General features: G+C 62.2%; 8 protein-coding genes. 4 read left to right on the forward strand and 4 right to left on the reverse strand.

Translation table 11 applies throughout. From position 1 onward, the window contains the following. Both AACY02_RS13810 and AACY02_RS13815 read right to left on the reverse strand, forming a co-directional pair. A partial coding sequence (locus tag AACY02_RS13810; RefSeq protein ID WP_339432425.1) for an amino acid adenylation domain-containing protein occupies positions 1-10,579 on the reverse strand: 10,579 nt, incomplete at its 3' end. A gap of 241 nt (positions 10,580-10,820) precedes the next feature. Then, positions 10,821-11,558, reverse strand: a complete 738-nt coding sequence (locus AACY02_RS13815; protein ID WP_339432427.1) for a thioesterase II family protein — start codon at positions 11,556-11,558, stop codon at positions 10,821-10,823. Between the two features lie 129 nt (positions 11,559-11,687). On the opposite strand from AACY02_RS13815, the gene AACY02_RS13820 reads away from it, so the two are divergent. Further along, positions 11,688-12,821, forward strand: coding sequence for a cupin-like domain-containing protein (locus tag AACY02_RS13820; protein WP_339432428.1), 1,134 nt, complete (start codon positions 11,688-11,690; stop codon positions 12,819-12,821). A gap of 20 nt (positions 12,822-12,841) precedes the next feature. On the opposite strand, the gene AACY02_RS13825 is transcribed toward AACY02_RS13820, so the two are convergent. Continuing rightward, entirely contained in the window at positions 12,842-14,014 is a 1,173-nt protein-coding gene (locus AACY02_RS13825; protein ID WP_339432429.1) for an MFS transporter, read from the reverse strand. Positions 14,015-14,189: 175 nt separating this feature from the next. Between AACY02_RS13825 and AACY02_RS13830 the strand changes: the two genes are divergently transcribed. From AACY02_RS13830 to AACY02_RS13840, 3 genes are all read left to right on the forward strand, one after another. Then, positions 14,190-14,990 (forward strand): glucose 1-dehydrogenase, encoded by an 801-nt coding sequence (locus tag AACY02_RS13830; protein ID WP_339432430.1) that lies wholly within the window; start codon positions 14,190-14,192, stop codon positions 14,988-14,990. Continuing rightward, entirely contained in the window at positions 14,983-16,809 is a 1,827-nt protein-coding gene (locus tag AACY02_RS13835; RefSeq protein ID WP_339432431.1) for a glycoside hydrolase family 15 protein, read from the forward strand. The genes AACY02_RS13830 and AACY02_RS13835 overlap by 8 nt, the downstream gene beginning before the upstream one ends. Before the next feature lie 251 nt (positions 16,810-17,060). After that, positions 17,061-17,450: a hypothetical protein gene (locus AACY02_RS13840; RefSeq protein WP_339432432.1), complete on the forward strand. Its 390-nt coding sequence runs from the start codon at positions 17,061-17,063 to the stop codon at positions 17,448-17,450. Positions 17,451-17,462: 12 nt separating this feature from the next. Here AACY02_RS13840 and AACY02_RS13845 read toward each other — a convergent pair whose 3' ends face one another. Then, positions 17,463-18,446 (reverse strand): GlxA family transcriptional regulator, encoded by a 984-nt coding sequence (locus AACY02_RS13845; RefSeq protein ID WP_339432433.1) that lies wholly within the window; start codon positions 18,444-18,446, stop codon positions 17,463-17,465. Positions 18,447-18,470: the final 24 nt, after the last annotated feature.

Raw genomic sequence — 18,470 nt, forward strand, 5'->3', positions numbered from 1 at the left:
TCACCGCCAGCGCATCCGGCGTCGCTACGACTTGACGAGCGATGCCCTGATGAATGCACAGCTCGGTGGCGAAATCGGCAGCGACGCTCGGGACGCTTTCGATCAGGTTCAACTCACTGAGCGACCGGTCGCCCGACTCAGTCATCTGGCTCAGCAGACGCTGCAAATGCGCGCCCAACTGCGCCACGTTGGCCGCCGCAAAGCTGTCGCGCTGATAGCTCAAATGCACCGTCAGTTGCGTGCTCATGTTTACCAGCAGGGTCAGCGGATAGTTGGTCTGCTCCTGATTGGCCACCGCGCCGAAACGCAAACCTTGCGGCGCGCCACGTTCCAGCGCGTCGGCAATCGGGTAGTTCTCGAACACCATCAGGCTGTCGAACAGCGCATCACCGCCCTGCCCGGCCCAACGCTGAATATCGGCCAGTGGCGTGTGTTCGAACTCGCGCGACGCCAGGTTCTGCGCCTGCACGCCTTGCAGCCAACGGACCAGACTCTGCTGCGCCTGCGGCGCAGCAACCACCGGCAAGGTATTGATGAACAGACCGATCTGCGCTTCGGCACCCGGCAAATCCGCCGGACGCCCGGCGACGGTGGCGCCGAACGCAACACAGTCTTTGCCGGTATAGCGCTGCAACAGCAACAGCCAGGCGCCTTGCACCACGGTGTTGACCGTGACTTTCGTAGCCCGGGCAAATTCCCCCAGACGCTGAGTCAGATCCGCGTCCAGCACTTGGTAATGATCGCCATAGCCGACGCTCGGCAAACCGTCATGCGGCCGCGCGATGGCATTGGCCAGACGCGTTGGCTCTTGCAGGTTGTGCAGCGTCGCCAGCCAGTAGGCCTCGGCCGCCGCCGCATCCTGGCGTTGCAGCCAGCCGATGTAATCGCGATAGCGCCCTGCCGGACGTGCGACCGTTTCGCCGCTGTAGTGCTGCAACACCTCGCCGAGCAACTGCGCGCTGCTCCAGCCGTCCATCAGGATGTGGTGGTTGGTATAGATCAGGTGATGACGATCCGTCGCGGTGCGCACCAGCACCAGGCGCAGCAGCGGCGCACAGGTCAAATCCAGCCCCTGTGCGCGCTCTTCGTCGGCAAGGGTTTGCAGCGCCGCGTCCAGCCCGGCTTTGTCGTGCCAGTCGAGCACGCTGAACGGCACTTCAACCTGGCGCTGCACCACTTGCACCGGTTGCGGCAGATCGCCCTGCCAGAAAAACCCGGTGCGCAGAATGTCATGGGCATCCACCACCGCTTGCCACGCCGCCTGGAAGCGTTGTGGATCGACGCCGTCGACGTCCAGGCGCATCTGGTTGATGTAGTCGCCGTTGCCATGTTCGAGCAACGTATGGAACAGCATGCCCTGCTGCATCGGCGACAGCGGGTAGATGTCATCGATGCTTTGCGGTTCGAGCACCAGCGCATCGAGTTGCGCCTGCGACAGTTGCGCCAGCGGGAAGTCCGACGGTGTCACGCCACGGTTGGCGTTGTCGCAGCAATGGCCGATCAGCGCCGTCAATTCCTGCACGTAATCATCGGCCAGACGCTGGATGGTCGCCGCGTCGAACATCGCGCCGCTGTAGGTCCAGCTCAGGTCCAGTTCGCCGCCGAAGACTTTGCCGTTCAGCGCCAGCGGGTTGCCCAGCGGGCCCTGCAGATTGACTTCGGCGCCGCCGGATTCGCCAGTCGGTGCAAACAGGGCGTGGTCGGCGGCATCGAAACTGCCGTCGAACTGGCCCAGATAGTTGAAGGTCAGGCGTGGTGTCGGCAAGGCTTGCAGGGCTTGGCGAGCCAGCTCATCGCCCAGATGCGCGAGCGCGCCGAAGCCGATGCCTTTGTGCGGAATCGCCCGCAGTTGTTCCTTGACCTGCTTGAGCGATGCGCCCGGTTCGGCAACCGGCGAAAGGCGCACCGGGAACACACTGGTGAACCAGCCGACAGTGCGCGTCAGGTCGACGCTGTCGAACAGGTCTTCGCGACCGTGACCTTCGAGCAATACCAGCGCATGGTCGGCACCGGTCCAGCGCACCATCACCCGCGCCAGAGCCGTCAGCAGCAGATCGTTGACCTGCGTGCGATAAGCCGCCGGCGCATCCTGCAACAGCTGACGGGTCAGGGTCTGGTCCAGTTTGCTGCGAATGGTCAGCGCCTGATCGTGTTGCTGCCCACCGTCGGGACGGTCGAAAGGCAACGTCGCCGATGCACCTTGCAACTGTTGCTGCCAGAAGCCCAGTTCAGACTGCAACGCAGGCGTGGCGGCGTATTCCTGCAAGGCCTGCGCCCAGGCGTTGACCGCATGGGTCTTGGCCGGCAACTGCACGGCATTGCCCGTAGCGATCTGCCGGTAAGCGTTTTGCAGATCTTCAAACAGAATCCGCCACGACACGCCATCGACCACCAGATGATGGACGATCAGCAGCAGGCGTTGACTGCCATCGGCCAGGTTCGCCAGCACCGCGCGAATCAGCGAGCCACCGCTCAGTTGCAGGCTGCGCTGGGCCTTGTCGCCCAATGCCTCAAGGGCTGCGAGGTCGGCGACCGCGACTTGCCAGAGGATTGTTTCACCCGCCTGGGTCACAACGTCGCGATATTGCGCCGACCAGCCATCCGCCTGCTCGACAAATTCCAGGCGCAGGCTGTCGTGGTGCAGCACCAACGCATCCAGCGCTTGCTCAAGCAAGTTGCCATCGAGCGCCTGACTCGGTTTGAGCATCACCGACTGGTTCCAGTGATGACGATCAGGAATCGCCTGAGCGAAGAACTCCTGATGAATCGGCAACAGTGCCGTGCTGCCGGTGACCGGTTGCTGATCGATCATTTGCAGCGCTTCGCCCGTCTGCGCGACAACGGCCAACGCCTGAATGGTCTGGTGCTCGAACAGGTCTTTGGGCGTGAAGCGGATACCCGCCTGCCGCGCACGGCTGACCACTTGAATGGAAATGATCGAGTCGCCGCCCAGCTCAAAGAAGTTGTCGCTGATACCGGCCTGCTCAAGCTTGAGCACGTCTTGCCAGATCGTCGCCAATTGTTGCTCCAGCGCGTTCTGCGCAGCGACATAGGTCTGTTGCAGTTGGCTGACATCCGGTTTCGGCAGGTTCTTGCGGTCGAGTTTGCCGTTCGGCGTCAGCGGCATGCGTTCCAGACGCAACACATACGCCGGCACCATATGGCCCGGCAGGGTTGCCTTGAGCTGCGCACGCAGCTCTTCGGTGAAGTCGGCGCGGGCAGAATCACCCACCACATAGGCGACCAGACGCTTGCCGCTGCCGGCACTGCCTTCCTGGGCCACGACCACGGCTTCACGCACGCCGTCGAGCGCTTGCAGGGCGGCTTCGACTTCGCCGAGTTCAATGCGAAAACCGCGGATCTTCACTTGATTGTCGATGCGATCCAGATAGTCGAATGTGCCATCGGCGCGCTGGCGAACGAGGTCGCCGGTGCGATAAAGCAAGCCGCCAGTGCGGCTGAACGGATCAGCGACAAAACGCTCGGCGGTCAGCCCCGGACGATTCAGATACCCCCGGGCCAGCCCCGTGCCACCCAGATACAGCTCACCAGCCATACCTTGCGGCAACAGGTTCAGATCGGCGTCGAGCACGTAGGCACTACGGTCACCGATGCGGCTGCCGATTGGCGCGTAAGCGGCGCCGCACGGCACATCGCGGCCGGCCTTCCAGATCAGCGGCGTGACCACGGTTTCGGTCGGGCCGTAGCCGTTGATGATGAAGTCCGGATCGAGCGCCCGTTTGACCCGCTCGAAACTGGCGTTGGGTACCGCGTCGCCGCCAAAGCAATAGATGCGCACGTTGGGCGGATTGCCCACACGCTCGGCGTGTTCGGCCAGTTGTTGCAGGTACACCGGCGGGAACGCGACCACGGTCACGCCATGCTCAATCATGGCGTTGTAGGTCTGCTCCGGTGTCCACAGGCTGTCGTCGCGGATCAGCAACGAGGCGCCGTGGGTGAGGCTGGTCAGCCAGCGCTCATGGGCGCCGTCGAAGGCGAACGACATGAAGTGGAATTCGCAATCGCTGTCGCGCATTTCATAACGCTGACCGATGGCCTGGCAATGCATCGCCAAGGGGCCGTGAGCGACGCTGACGCCTTTGGGGTTACCCGTGGAGCCGGAGGTGTAAATCACATACGCGAGGTTATGCGGATCGAGTTGCACGGGCGGCGCGGTGATCGGCCATTCGCGCAAGTCGAGGCGATCGAGTTCAAGCAGCGGCACCGATTCGGCCACAGGCAATTGCGCCGACACCGACGAGTCGCTGATCAACAGCGCGAGCCCCGAATCCTCGATCAGGTAGGCCAGACGTTCACGCGGATAGCTGGTGTCCAGCGGCACGTATGCGCCGCCAGCCTTGAGCACCGCCAGCAACGCGACGATCACCGCCTCACTGCGCGGCAGGGCCACACCGACGCGGGTTTCCGTACCGACGCCACGGGCGATCAACGCGTAGGCCAATTGGTTGGCGCGCTGATCGATTTCGCCATAGCTGAAGCGCTGACCGTTGAAGATCACCGCCGTGCGTTGCGGACTTTCGCCGGCCAGCGCGGCAATACGCTGATGCACGCCGATGTCCACCGGGTACGGTTGCGGATGGTTTTCGGCTTGCTGGCGCGCCTGCTCTTCAGCGCTGGCCAGGCCGATTTCGCCGAGGTTGCGTTCAGCCGACACGGCAAACTGCTCAAGCAGTTGCAGCAGGTGCGCACTGATGCCGGCGATGACATCGCCGGCGAACTGGCCACGGTCGAAGCTGTAATGCAACGCCAGTTGCTCGCCGAGCGTGACCGCTACGCTGAGCGCATAGTGCGTTTGCTCCAGATTGCCCACGCCACCGAACACCAGCCCTTGCCCGGCCTGACTCAGGGCCTGGGCAATCGGGTAGTTTTCGAACACCAGGATGTTGTCGAACAGCGCTTCGCCACCCTGCCCGGCCCAGCGCTGGATGTCCGCCAGCGGCGTGTGTTCGAAGTCGCGCAGGCTGAGGTTCTGCGCCTGCACCGCTTGCAGCCATTGGCCGACGGTTTGGTCCGGACGCGGCGCACCGATCACCGGCAAGGTGTTGATGAACAGACCGACCTGCTGCTCGATGCCCGGCAGATCCGCCGGACGCCCGGCCACGGTCGCGCCGAACGCCACCGCTTCGTGACCGGTGTAGCGTTGCAGCAACAGCAGCCAAGCCGCTTGCACCAAGGTGTTGACGGTGACTTTCTGCTGACGGGCAAACGCTTCCAGTGCCTTTGTGCGTGGCACGTCCAGCGTCAGGTAGTGGTCGCCGTGACCGCTGAGGTTTCCCCCACCGGTGGCGGCGCGGGCCAGTCGGGTCGGCTCTTGCAGCGCAGCGAGTTGTTCGCTCCAGAAGTCCTGACTGAGTTGACCGTCCTGCCGTTGCAGCCAGGCGATGTAATCGCGAAAACGTCCACCGCCGCTTACCGGCGTCCGGCCGCCGTAACGCAGCAAGACTTCGCCAAGCAACTGCGAGTTGCTCCAGCCGTCCATCAGGATGTGGTGGTGGGTGTAAATCAGGTGCCATTGCTCGGCGCCGGTCTGCACCAGCACCAGTCGCAGCAACGGTGCGCAACTCAGATCAAAGCCTTGCTGACGTTCGGCATCGGCCAACGCTGCTAGAGCGGCTGGCTGATTGTCGCGGTTGCGCCAGTCCAGCGTGGTAAACGGCAACTGCACCTGCTTGTGCACGATCTGCAGCGGCTGCGTCAGTTCGCCCTGCCAGACGAAACCGCTGCGCAGAATGTCCTGCGCGTCGACGGTGGCTTGCCATGCAGCGCGGAAACGCTCGGGATCAACGCCTTGCACATCGACGCGCAACTGGTTGATGTACTCACCCGCCGCTTGCTCGTAGAGGGTGTGGAACAGCAAACCCTGCTGCATCGGCGACAGTGGATAAAGGTCATCGAGCTGACCGGCCGGCACCGGCAGTGCATCGAGTTGCGCCTGCGTGACCTGCGCCAGCGGGAAGTCCGACGGCGTCGCTTGCGCGGCTTGCAGGGTGCAGCAATGTTCGATCAGCGCGTGCAACTCGACGGCGTATTGATCCACCAGTTTCTGTACGGTTGCGCCGTCGAACATCTCGCGGCTGAACCCCCAACTCATCGACAGTTCGCCGCCATACACCTGACCTTCCACGGTCAGCCAGTTGGCCAGCGGCGCCTCTGGATCCTGCGCGACACCGCTGTTTTCAGCGCACGGTACGAACAGCGCCGCCTCGTCGAACTGGCGGTCGAACTGGCCGAGATAGTTGAAGGTAATGCGCGGCGGCGCCAGCGACTCAAATTCGGCGCATACCGACGGCGCCGCGAGATAACGCAGCACGCCATAGCCCAGACCTTTGTCCGGCACCGCGCGCAGTTGCTCCTTGATCGACTTGATCGAACCGTCGAGATCGTCGACGGCAATCAGATTTACCGCGAACAGGCTGGTGAACCAGCCCACAGTGCGACTCAGGTCGATGTCATCGAACAGATCTTCGCGACCATGCCCCTCCATCTCGATCAGCGTGCCCGGTTGCTCGCTCCAGCGGCTGATGGTGCGCGCCAGTGCCGTGAGCAGCAGATCGTTGACCTGCGTGCGATACGCTGCCGGCGCCTGTTGCAACAGTTGACGGGTGCGCTCGGCGTCGAGGCGCCATTGGATTCTCTCGCCATGCCGGTTCTGCAGGCTGCCATCCGGACGCTCGCACGGCAGATCCCGGGCATCCTGATGCTGGGCTTTCCAATAATTCAGTTGATCGTCGAAACGCGACGCTGCGCTTTCGAGGCGTGCTGTCCAGCTCTGGAAGGCTGTGGTTTTTGCCGGCAATTGAATGCCGCCGCCCGCCGCCAGTTGCTCATAGGCCTGCTGCACATCTTCCAGCAGCACTCGCCAGGAAACCCCATCCACCACCAAGTGATGAATGATCAGCGCCAGACGCTGGCTGCCATCGGCCAGCGTGACCAGCAACGCGCGCACCAGCGGGCCGTTGCGCAGATCAAGACTGCGCTGGGCCTCGTTGCATAAGGCGTTCAACTGCTCGACAGAGTCGGCGTCGCGCTGCCACAGCCCAGCGTTTTCAACCCGTGGGCCGTGGCTTTGCTGCCAGCCTTCGGCGTTTTCGACGAAGCGCAGGCGCAGGGCATCGTGGTGGTTGATGACGTGCGCCAGCGCGGTATCGAGCCACTGAGCGTTCAAAGTGGCGCGCGGGGTCAGCAGCAGCGACTGGTTCCAGTGCTCACGCACCGGCATCGCATGGCTGAAGAAGTGTTGCTGGATCGGCCCGAGTACGGCGTCGCCGGTCACTGGCCCTTGATCCACCGACGTCTGGCTGTCCAGCGTGGCGACCCGTGCGAGGCTGCGCACGGTCTGGTACTGGAACAGATCACGCGCACTGACGCGAATCCCGACCTGTCGCGCCCGGCTGACCACTTGAATGGAGATGATCGAGTCGCCGCCCAGCTCGAAGAAGTTGTCTTCGAGGCCGACGCGCTCAAGACCGAGCACGTCGGCCCAGATCGCCGCCAGGGCTTTTTGCATCGTGTCCTGCGGCGCAACGAAGGCTTGCTGCGGCGCGGCGTCAGGTTGCGGCAGAGCCTTGCGATCCAGTTTGCCGTTGGCGGTGACCGGCAGTGTGGCCAGGGTCATCAGGTAGGTCGGCACCATGAATTCCGGCAGACTGCCGAGCAGCCAGGCCTTGACGTCCTGCTGCCATTGCTCGTGCGGCTGAGTATTTTCCAGCACCAGATAAGCCACCAGATGCTTGCCGCCCTGCACCAGCACCACGGCCTCACGCACCCGCGAGTGCTGCATCAGGCGGGTTTCGATTTCACCGAGTTCAATGCGCAAACCGCGCAGTTTCACCTGATGGTCGAGACGGCCCAGGTACTCGATCACGCCGTCAGTTCGCTGACGCACACGGTCACCGGTACGGTACAGGCGCGCGCCCTCATGGAACGGGCACGGCACAAAACGTTCGGCGGTCAGTGCCGGACGCTGGTGATAACTGCGCGCCAGCCCCGCTCCGCCCAGGTACAGTTCGCCGGCCACGCCACTTGGCACCGGCGACAGTTCGGCGTCGAGCACATGGGTGCGCAGGTTGGCGATCGGACGACCGATCGGCACGCTGTCGGCGCCTTCGTCGACGCAAGTCCAGTGGGTGACGTCGATGGCCGCTTCAGTCGGGCCGTAGAGGTTGTAGAGGCCGGCATTCGGCAGTTTGGCGAAGACTTGCAGTTGCGCATCCAGTGGTAATGCTTCACCGCTGCACACGATGCGTTTGAGGCCGGCGCACGTTTCGACGCCCGGCTCGTGAATAAACGCCTGCAACATCGATGGCACAAAATGCAGCGTAGTAATGCGGTGGCGGTTAATGGTGTCGATCATCTGCCGCGGATCACGGTGCGCCCCAGGCGCAGCGACGACCAGACGCGCACCGCTGAGCAGCGGCCAGAAGAACTCCCAGACCGATACGTCGAAGCTGAAAGGGGTTTTCTGCAGCACCGAATCACTGGCGTCCAGAGCGTAAGCGTCCTGCATCCAGCACAAGCGGTTGACCAGCGCGGCGTGACTGTTGCCGGCCCCCTTTGGCTTGCCGGTGGAACCGGAGGTGTAAATCACGTACGCAAGATTCAACGGATCAACCGGTACATCCGCACGGCTTTCACTGTAGCCGTCGAGCAGGCCCGGCTGATCCAGCGCAATGACCTTGACGCCGTCAGTCGGCAGGGATGTCAGCAGCGCCGCTTGGGTCAACAGCAAGGTGATGGCGCTGTCCTCGATCATGTAGGCCAGACGTTCCTGCGGATACTCCGGGTCCAGCGGCACATAGGCGCCACCCGCCTTGAGGATGGCCAGCAGGCCGACGACCATCTCCAGAGAGCGCTGGGCGCAGATGCCGACCAGACTGTCGGCCTGTACGCCTTGCTCACGCAGCAGCTGCGCCAGTTGATTGGCCCGGGCATCCAGCTCGACGTAGCTCAAGGTCTGCTCACCAAACACCAGCGCTGGCGCATTCGGCGTACGGGCAACCTGCGCTTCGATCAGTTGATGAATCGACTGCTCGGTCGGGTAAAGCGCCGGCGTATCGTTCCAGGCGTGCACCAGCGCGTGATGTTCATCGACCTCCAGCAGTGGCAACTCGCCAACCCGCTGCGACGGATCAGCGACCATCGCTGCCAGCAAGCGCAGCCAGTGACGTGCCATGCGTGCGATGGTCGCGGCGTCGAACAGGTCGCTGGCGTAGGTCAATGCGGCGTGCAGCTTGCCACCCTTCTCGCAGGTATCCAGGGTCAGGTCGAACTGCGTGGTACGACTCTGCCAGTCGAGACTGCTCAGCGCCAGACCCGACGCGGTGCTCAGCGCGGCGACGTCGGCCACTTGCGGCTGGTGGTTGTACATCACCTGGAACAGTGGCGTGTGGCTGAGGCTGCGTTCCAGTTTCAGCGCTTCGACCAGTTGCTCGAACGGCAGATCCTGATGAGCCTGGGCGCCGAGCGCGGTTTCCTTGATCGCGCGCAGCAGATCATCGACGCGGGTCTGGCCGTCCAGTTGCGTGCGCAGCACCTGGGTGTTGACGAAGAAGCCGATCAGCCCTTCGATGTCCCCACGGTTGCGGTTGGCAATCGGTACGCCGACACGGATATCCGTCTGACCGGTATACCGGTGCAGCAGCGCGTTAAAGGCGCCGAGCAAAAACATGAACAAGGTGACCTGATGCTGCTGCGCGGTGTTGCGCAGTTGCTCGGCCAACTGAGCGTCGACGGCAAATTCGTAGCGGGTACCGCGATAGCTCGGCACCGTCGGGCGCGAATGATCCAGCGGCAATTCCAGTACCGGATGTTCGTCGCCCAGTTGCGCCTGCCAGTAGTCGAGTTGGCGTGCCTGCTCGCCCGCCTCCAGCCAGCGCCGTTGCCACAGGGCATAGTCGCTGTACTGAATCGGCAGCGGCGCCAGTAGCGGCGGCTGATCGCCATCGAACGCGTCGTAGCAGCGGATGAATTCATCAATCAGCACGTTCATCGACCAGCCATCGGAGACGATGTGGTGCAAGGTCAGCAACAGGACGTGTTCCTGCTCCGCGAGTTTGAGCACATTGACCCGCAGCAGCGGGCCGACTGCCAGATCGAACGGCAGCACCGATTGTTGCTCGGCGGCGTGAACCACAGCCTGCTCGCGTTCGGCCTGCGGCAGAGCGCTGAAATCTTCACGGGCAATCACCAGCGGTGCGCTGGCCGGCACTTGCAGCAGGCGGTCATCGGCCTGGCGCTGGAACACCGTGCGCAGGGTTTCGTGACGCTCCACCAGACAGGCGAAGGCTTGCTCCAGCGCCGCCACATTCAAGCGCCCACTCAGACGCACTGCGCCCGGCAAGTTGTAGGCGCCACTTTGCGGATCGAGTTGCCAGAGAAACCACATGCGCCGCTGCGCGTAGGACAACGCCTGACGATCCTCGGCCTCGATGCCGGCGGGGATCGGAAACCGGGCGAAATCCACGCCCTCCTTTTGCAAAGCCGCAAGGAACATCTGGCGCTTTTCCAGCGGCAGTCCGATAAACCGGCGAGCAAGTTTCAAGGAGTCTTCAGCATTCATTTCTCAGCATCCGGATCAGTAGGCAGGCAGCACAAAGGCACGTCGTCCCTATAAAACGAATGCAGACCGGAAAAATTAGCGAATGAGAACAACTGTCAGGCGGGAAGCAGAACGGGGATTTTTCAGTTAATACAAATCAAATGTGGGAGGGGCTTGCTCGCGAATGCGCTTATCAGTCAGCAATACATCAACCGAAACACCGCATTCGCGAGCAAGCCCGCCCCCGCAGGTATTGCCGTGATCATGCGGTTGCGGCGCTGGCATGCCGGCGATGATGCAGGTCGAGTTGATCCTTGATCACCTTCAGCACCTTGGCCTCATGTTCATGAATGAAAAAGTGCCCACCGGCGAGCATGTCCACCGAGAAGCTGCCACGGGTTTCCTTGCTCCAGCCGATCAACTGCTCGGCGGTGGCGCGGTCAGCCTTGCCGCCGAACACATGCACCGGGCAATTGAGCAGTGGTCGCCGTAACGGCTCGAATCTGCCGCAGAGCTGGAAGTCCGCGCGCAGGATCGGCAGCGTCAGGCTCATCAACTCCGCGTTGGCCAACACTTCTTCGCTGGTGCCATTGAGTGTGCGCAATTGATCGATCAGCTCGGCGTCGGTTTTCGGCTCGGCAAACCCGCGTTCGTAATCGGCGCGCATCGTCGGCGCTGCCGTGCCCGAGGCGAACAGTGCAACCGGTTCCGGGCAACCGAGGGCACGCAAGGCGTGCGCCATTTCGCAGGCCAGCAACGCGCCAAGGCTATGGCCGAACAACGCGTAAGGCGTCTTGAGTGTCGGGCACAACTCTTTAGCCAGTTGCCTCGCCAGTGCACGCATGTCGGTGTGCAATGGCTCACCGAAACGTGCGCCGCGCCCCGGCAGCTCTACAGGTTGCAAGTGCAGCCATTGCGGCATCTTCGGCCGCCAGCGGCTGTACACCATGGCACTGGCGCCAGAGTACGGCAGGCACAGCAGGGTCAGCTTGGTCACCATGCGCTCCTCAAAAAAACTATCCGTAGTGAGAAACGGATTGCGCCCTGAACAAATTAGTCGCCAGCCAGTAAATCCTGCATACAGGCGCTCGTTAACTGTTCAGACCAAAACCAATAATGAGGATTCACCGTGGACCTGCAGCGCATTCTGGGCAAGTTGTTCGCCAATGCCGGTGCCGTCGGCATCGAAGGCGTTTTCCAATTCGTGTTTGGCCCGCAGCAGGCCTACTGGTCCGAGGTCAAGGCCAGCAGCCGCACTGTGCCGGGCCGACATGCCAGCCCCGATGTGACCATCGAAGTCGCCGAGTGTGATTTTCTCGGGATCATGGGCGGCATGGCCAACGTCGAAGAACTGTTCGCCAGCGGTCGCCTGAGGATCGGCGGCAACATGGGCCTGGCGACGCTGCTGCCGCAGATCATCGAGCATGCGATGCACGGTGGCCCCGTGACGGAAAAGGTCGACATGAACAAGCGCTATCCGACCCCGCCGCGCTTCAGTGAAAAACTCACCGCCAGCCTGCCGACACAGATCAGCATCGAGCGACGCGCGCGCAACGAGTTGTCGGTCAGCGAATTCAAAAGCAAGTACTTGCCTAACGGTATTCCCGTGGTGATCAGCAACGCGCTGCACGACTGGCCGTTGTTCAAACTCAGCCGCGAAGAATCGCTGGTGCATTTCGCCGAACTGCAAGGCATCACTCGCCATGGCGATTACGTGAAGAAAACCTTCTCTACCGAACGTGATTTCCGTTCGACATCGATGGCCGACTTCATCGCCTCGCTGGACACGCCAGCGGCCAAAAGTGCAGACGGTGAACCGCCGGCGTACATGGGCAACAACATTCTGCCGACGCAATTGATGCAGCAGATCCAATACCCGCCCTACTTCGATGCCACGCTGTTCATCCCGCCACGAATCTGGATCGGCCCCAAAGGCACGCTGACGCCGTTGCATCGCGACGACACCGACAATCTGTTTGCTCAGGTCTGGGGGCAGAAGACGTTCACCCTCGCCGCGCCTCATCACCGTGAAGCGCTGGGCACCTGGTCGACGGCGCCCAAGGGCGGTCTGGATGGCTGTGACTTCAACCCGGATGCGCCGGACTACGAACGCTTCCCGGCGGCGCGGGATGTGACATTCCTGCGGGTGACGCTGGAGGCAGGGGACCTGCTGTTCTTGCCGGAGGGCTGGTTCCATCAAGTGGTGTCGGTGTCGACGTCGCTGTCGGTGAACTTCTGGGTCAACTCGGGGCGCGGTTGGTGACCGCGCCCACAAGGACGAGCTCATTTCAAATGTCGGAAGCTCTGCACCGCCGAAACCAGCACCACCGATCCGGCCGCAATCGCCAGCCAGAAACCGCTACGCGCGCCAAAGGCATCCACCAGCGCCCCGGACCCGGCAGCACCGACAGCGACGCCGATGCTCAGACCGGTCACCAGCCAGGTCAGACCTTCAGTCAGTTTGGCCGGCGGCACAATACGCTCAATCAACGCCATCGCCACAATCAGCGTCGGCGAGAAGAATAGCCCGGCGATAAACACCGCCACCGACAACCCGAAAATATTGCTCGCCAGCAGCAACGGCAAGGTTGTCACCGCCGTCGCCATACCGCCATACAAAAACAATCGCGGCAACGGCAGTTTCGAACGCATCGCACCAAACGCGATCCCGGCCAGGCACGAGCCGATGGCGTACACCGACAGCACAATGCTCGCCGCGGCCGGCTGCCCTTGATGCTGGGCGAACGCGACGCTGACCACATCGATCACGCCGACGATGATGCCCATGGCGGTCATCAACAGCAGCAACCATTGAACGTCCGTCGAGCGAATGATCGAGCCTTGGTGATGGGATGCGTGGGGATGCACCGCCGGCTCGGTGCTGCGCTGGGCCACGAACGCCGTTACGCCGATCGCCAACATCAACAACGCCGCCAGCGGCCCGGCTTCGGGAAACACCGCCACGCACAATCCCACCGACAGCGGCGGGCCGACGATAAAGCAGACTTCATCGAGCACAGACTCCAGCGCATACGCGGTCTGCAGTTGTGGCTGGCCGCGATAGATTTGCGTCCAGCGCGCCCGCACCATCGCCGACATGCTCGGCATGCAACCGGCCAACGCGGCGAAGATGAACAGCGTCCAGGTCGGCGCCTGCAACCGCGTACACAGCAACAACATCAACAACGCCCCGCCACCGATCAATGCCGACAGCGGCAAAACGCGCCCCTGACCAAACCGATCGACCAGCCGCGACACCTGCGGCGCACAAAACGCGGTGGCCAAGGCAAACGTCGCCGCCACCGCACCCGCCAGCGCATACCCGCCCTTCAACTGCGACAGCATGGTGATCACGCCGATGCCCGTCATGGAAATCGGCATACGCGCAATCATCCCCGCCAACACAAAATTTCGGGCGCCGGGGGCATTGAACAATTCGCGGTAAGGGTTTGCCATCGGTTGCAGCCTCATCAAGGGCGGCCAAGTTGCCATAAAGGCTGATGAGCGTGGAAGCGGGGAATTGTTGGTGGAGTGTGAAAGCCTTCCTATCGTTTATTTCATGTTCGTCGATGAACTCTGGCCGCCGGCCATCAGTCAGCTAAATAAGCCCTCAATCCAGGCGCGACTTCGCATGCAGATTTCCCTCGCCCATCAAGTGGCACTCATCACCGGCGCCAGTTCCGGCATCGGTCATGCGGCTGCCAAAGCCCTCGCCGCTGCCGGCGCTGCGGTCGTCATCAACTACAATCGTCATGCCGAACCCGCCCAAGCGCTGGCCCGGCAGATCATCGCCGACGGTGGTCAAGCCCTCGCCATTGGCGCCGATGTGTCAAAAGAGGATGAGGTCGAACGGATGTTCACTGACACCCTGGAAGCCTTTGGCTCACTGGATATTCTGGTGGCCAATTCCGGCCTGCAAAAAGACGCCGCCGCCGTGGACATGTCGCTGGACGACTGGAACACGGTGATCGGCGTCAACCTCACCGGCCAGTTCCTCTGCGCTCGCGCCGCGCTGCGGATTTTCCAGCGCCAAGGGATTCGCGAAGGCGTCTCCCGGGCCGCTGGCAAGATCATTCACATGAGTTCGGTGCACCAGCGCATCCCATGGGCCGGGCACGTCAACTACGCGGCCTCCAAGGGAGGCGTTGATCAGTTGATGCAGACCCTCGCTCAGGAAGCCAGCCATCAGCGCATTCGCATCAACGGCATTGCGCCGGGAGCGATTCGCACGGCGATCAATACCGCGGCCACTGAAGGGGATGCCGGCGAAAAACTGCTCGAGCTGATTCCCTACGGACGTATCGGCGAAGCTGAAGACGTCGCCAACGCCCTGGTCTTCCTCGCCTCTGACGCGTCCGACTACATCGTCGGTACGACCCTGTTCATCGACGGCGGCATGAGCCTCTATCCGGAGTTTCGCGGCAATGGCTGAACATCATCAAGAACGACAAAGCCCGATCGACGCCCACGGCATCATCGGCGACATGCGCAGTGCGGCACTGGTCAACGACAAGGGCAGCGTGGATTTTTTCTGCTGGCCGGAGTTCGACAGCCCGTCGATTTTCTGTTCGCTGCTGGATACCCCTGAAGCAGGGATTTTTCAACTGGCACCGGACTTGCCCGATGCACGGCGCGAACAGATTTACCTGCCGGGCACCAACGTCTTGCAGACCCGCTGGCTCAGTGAGCACGCGGTGGTCGAAGTCACCGACCTGCTTCCCATCGGCGACAACGAAGATGACATGCCGGTACTCATGCGGCGGGTTCGGGTGGCCAGCGGTCAGGCGAAGTTTCATATGCGCTGCGCCGTCAAGCATGACTACGCCCGCGCCGAAACGAGCGCCCGGATGGACAGGCAAGACGTGTTATTCAGTGCCAGCGGTTATCCAACCCTGCGGCTGGCTGCCGACCAGGCGCTGAACATTGACGCAGGCGCGGCTGTCGCAACGTTCACCTTGCAGCAGGATCAGCAAGCCTCGTTCATGCTCGGTGAAAACCAGGATCCTCGCTTTGCCGAAGGGGCCGGCAACCTGTGCATGGCGCGCACCCTGAAGTACTGGCGCGACTGGATCGGCCAGTCCAGCTATCGCGGACGCTGGCGCGAGATGGTCAACCGCTCGGCGCTGGCACTCAAGCTGCTGACCTCACGCAGACACGGCGCCATCCTCGCCGCCGCCACGTTCGGCCTGCCGGAAACGCCGGGGGGGTCGCGCAATTGGGACTATCGCTACACCTGGATCCGCGACGCCTCATTCACGGTATATGCGTTCATGCGTCTTGGCTTTGTCGGGGAAGCCAACGACTACATGCGCTGGCTGCGTGGCCGGGTCAGCGATGGCCACGGCAAATCGATGAAACTGAATATTCTTTACGGTATCGACGGGCGCCAGCGGTTGCCGGAAACCGAGCTGACTCACCTGTCAGGTCACGGCGGCGCCCAACCCGTGCGGATCGGCAACGAAGCCTACGACCAAATCCAGCTCGACATTTTTGGCGAGTTAATGGACGCGGTGTACCTGGTCAACAAGTACGGCGATGCGATTTCTCACGAGGGCTGGAATCATGTCCGGCAAATAGTCGACCGCGTCTGTGAGACTTGGCAGAACAAAGATGTAGGAATTTGGGAAATGCGCGGTGAGCAGCATCATTTTCTGCACTCACGGCTGATGTGCTGGGTAGCGCTGGATCGCGCGATTCGCCTGGCTTACAAACGCTCGCTGCCCGCGCCATTTGCGCGATGGGATCAAACCCGACAGGCCGTTTATAGCGACATTTGGGAAAACTTCTGGAACGAAGAACATGGGCATTTTGTTCAGTACCAGGGCGGCACCGCGCTGGACGGCTCGATGCTGCTGATGCCGTTGATGCGCTTCGTCAGTGCCAAGGACCCGCGCTGGCTGGCAACGCTGCAAGCCATCGAGAAAAGCCTGGTGCGCGAAGGCATGGTCTATCGCTATCGCAACGACGACAACGGCATTGATGGCCTGCCCGGCACCGAAGGCGCGTTCGCCGCCTGCTCATTCTGGTACGTCGAATGCCTGGCGCGCGCCGGGCAAGTGGACAAAGCGCACCTGCAATTCGAACAATTGCTGCGCTACGCCAACCCGCTGGGGCTGTATGCCGAGGAGTTCGACACCCATGGACGCCACTTGGGCAACACGCCACAGGCGCTGACACACCTGGCGTTGATCAGCGCGGCAAGTTTTCTGGATCGTCGTTTGAGCGGAGAAAAGAATGCTTGGCAGCCGTAATGTCGTCAGAGGCTGTCGGAAATTTCACTCAAATAACCCTCGCTGTAGGACTAAAACCCGCCACTGATGCAGGAAAGTCCTGTCCCTGCGGCGAGGGACTACAAATACTCAACAGCACTTGATCCATCCTCCCCCTGCAACTTGCACTTACACCCCGAAATACCTTGTTGCCAGCTGTTTAATCCGCCCCTACCATCCACCGCAACGGGCACAGCGGAGCTGTCCAACAAAACCCGATTCAAGGAACCAGAATGACCCACCACGTCCAGCGCACCATCGACTCGCCCCTGCGCACCGGCCTGACCCGCACTCAACTGTGGGAGGCCGACGACAAAGGCCTGATCAAATGCTGGGAAATCGGCCGCCAGCGCGCCATCCGTTTCCCCGAACTCGCCCAACAGTGCCTCGCCGACGAATTGCCGGTACTCGGCTGGAAAGGCGGCGTCAGCCGTAGCTTGAAGAAAAGCGAGAAGTACGGCTCGCTCAAATACCTCGCCCAGTGGCAGGGGTTGCGCGGGGAAGACCTGGATATTCACTTGAGTGAAGAACGCTCGCTGACCTGTTCGCGGACAAAGATGCGGGTCACGTTTACCCCGGATCGGAGCAAGTATTTCAATCAGGTGGCGGAAGCTGAAGCCTGACCGGGCCAACGCTCAGGGCAGTGCTGGATCTTTTGCAGCACTGACCGAAAAGCGCTCCCGATAAGCCTGCGGCGTCACGCCAATCGCCCGCAGAAAACTGCGGCGCAGCGTCTCTTCACTGCCAAACCCGCAGTGGGCGGCGATGCGTTTGACCGGCAAGCCCGTATCACTGAGTAACCGCCTCGCCGTTTCGACGCGAATCAGCTCAATCGCCCGCGCCGGGGTCTGGCCGGTGTCGGCGCGGTAGTGGCGCACGAAGCTGCGCTCGCTCATGCCCGCCTGCTCGGCCAGGGTCGGCACGCCTAGATCGCAGGTCAGGTTCTCGGCGATCCAGGCATGCAAGTCATCAAAGCGATTGCCCTGATTTTGCAACGCAAGCGTCACGCTGAACTGTGACTGCCCGCCCGGGCGTTTGAGGAACACCACCAGATGCCGGGCGACGTCCAGCGCAATCTCGCGACCGAGGTCTTGCTCGACCATCGCCAGTGCCAGATCGATGCCGGCGGTGACGCCCGCCGAGGTCCAGACCGGGCCGTCGTTGATGAAAATCGGATTGGCCTCGACCTGCAGTTTCGGGTGCTGCTGCGCCAGTTGTTCGCAACGGGTCCAGTGGGTGACGACGCGACGACCGTCGAGCCAGCCGCTGGCTGCGAGCAAGAAAGCCCCGGTGCACACCGAAGCCACGCGCCGACATTTCGCCGCGTGTTCGCGCACCCAATCCACCAGCGGCACATCTTCGGTCGCCGGATAAATGCCCCAGCCACCCGCAATGATCAGCGTGTCGCTGGGCTCTTGCGGTAGCGGTTCGGCCAATACCGCCAAGCCTGCCGACGACATCACCGCCCCGCCCTCGCGGGCAATCACCGTCGGCGCATACGGAATCGGCAAACCGCGCTGGCGGGCAATGTCGTTGGCCGAGGCGAATACCTGCAAAGGCCCTGTGACGTCGAGGATCTGCATGTTGGCAAACGCGAGTACGTGAATGGCTTTGGGCATTTGGCGTAATTCGTGGGGTAATTG

Source organism: Pseudomonas sp. EA_65y_Pfl2_P78 (assembly GCF_963970495.1).
Taxonomy (GTDB): domain Bacteria; phylum Pseudomonadota; class Gammaproteobacteria; order Pseudomonadales; family Pseudomonadaceae; genus Aquipseudomonas; species Aquipseudomonas baetica_A.

Excerpts from the sequence above, each read along its gene's own strand:
- AACY02_RS13815 (WP_339432427.1), bottom strand. The coding sequence starts at position 11,558 with ATGGTGACCAAGCTGACCCTGCTGTGCCTGCCGTACTCTGGCGCCAGT.
- AACY02_RS13835 (WP_339432431.1), top strand. The coding sequence starts at position 14,983 with ATGGCTGAACATCATCAAGAACGACAAAGCCCGATCGACGCCCACGGC.
- AACY02_RS13830 (WP_339432430.1), top strand. The coding sequence starts at position 14,190 with ATGCAGATTTCCCTCGCCCATCAAGTGGCACTCATCACCGGCGCCAGT.
- AACY02_RS13825 (WP_339432429.1), bottom strand. The coding sequence starts at position 14,014 with ATGGCAAACCCTTACCGCGAATTGTTCAATGCCCCCGGCGCCCGAAAT.
- AACY02_RS13840 (WP_339432432.1), top strand. The coding sequence starts at position 17,061 with ATGACCCACCACGTCCAGCGCACCATCGACTCGCCCCTGCGCACCGGC.
- AACY02_RS13845 (WP_339432433.1), bottom strand. The coding sequence starts at position 18,446 with ATGCCCAAAGCCATTCACGTACTCGCGTTTGCCAACATGCAGATCCTC.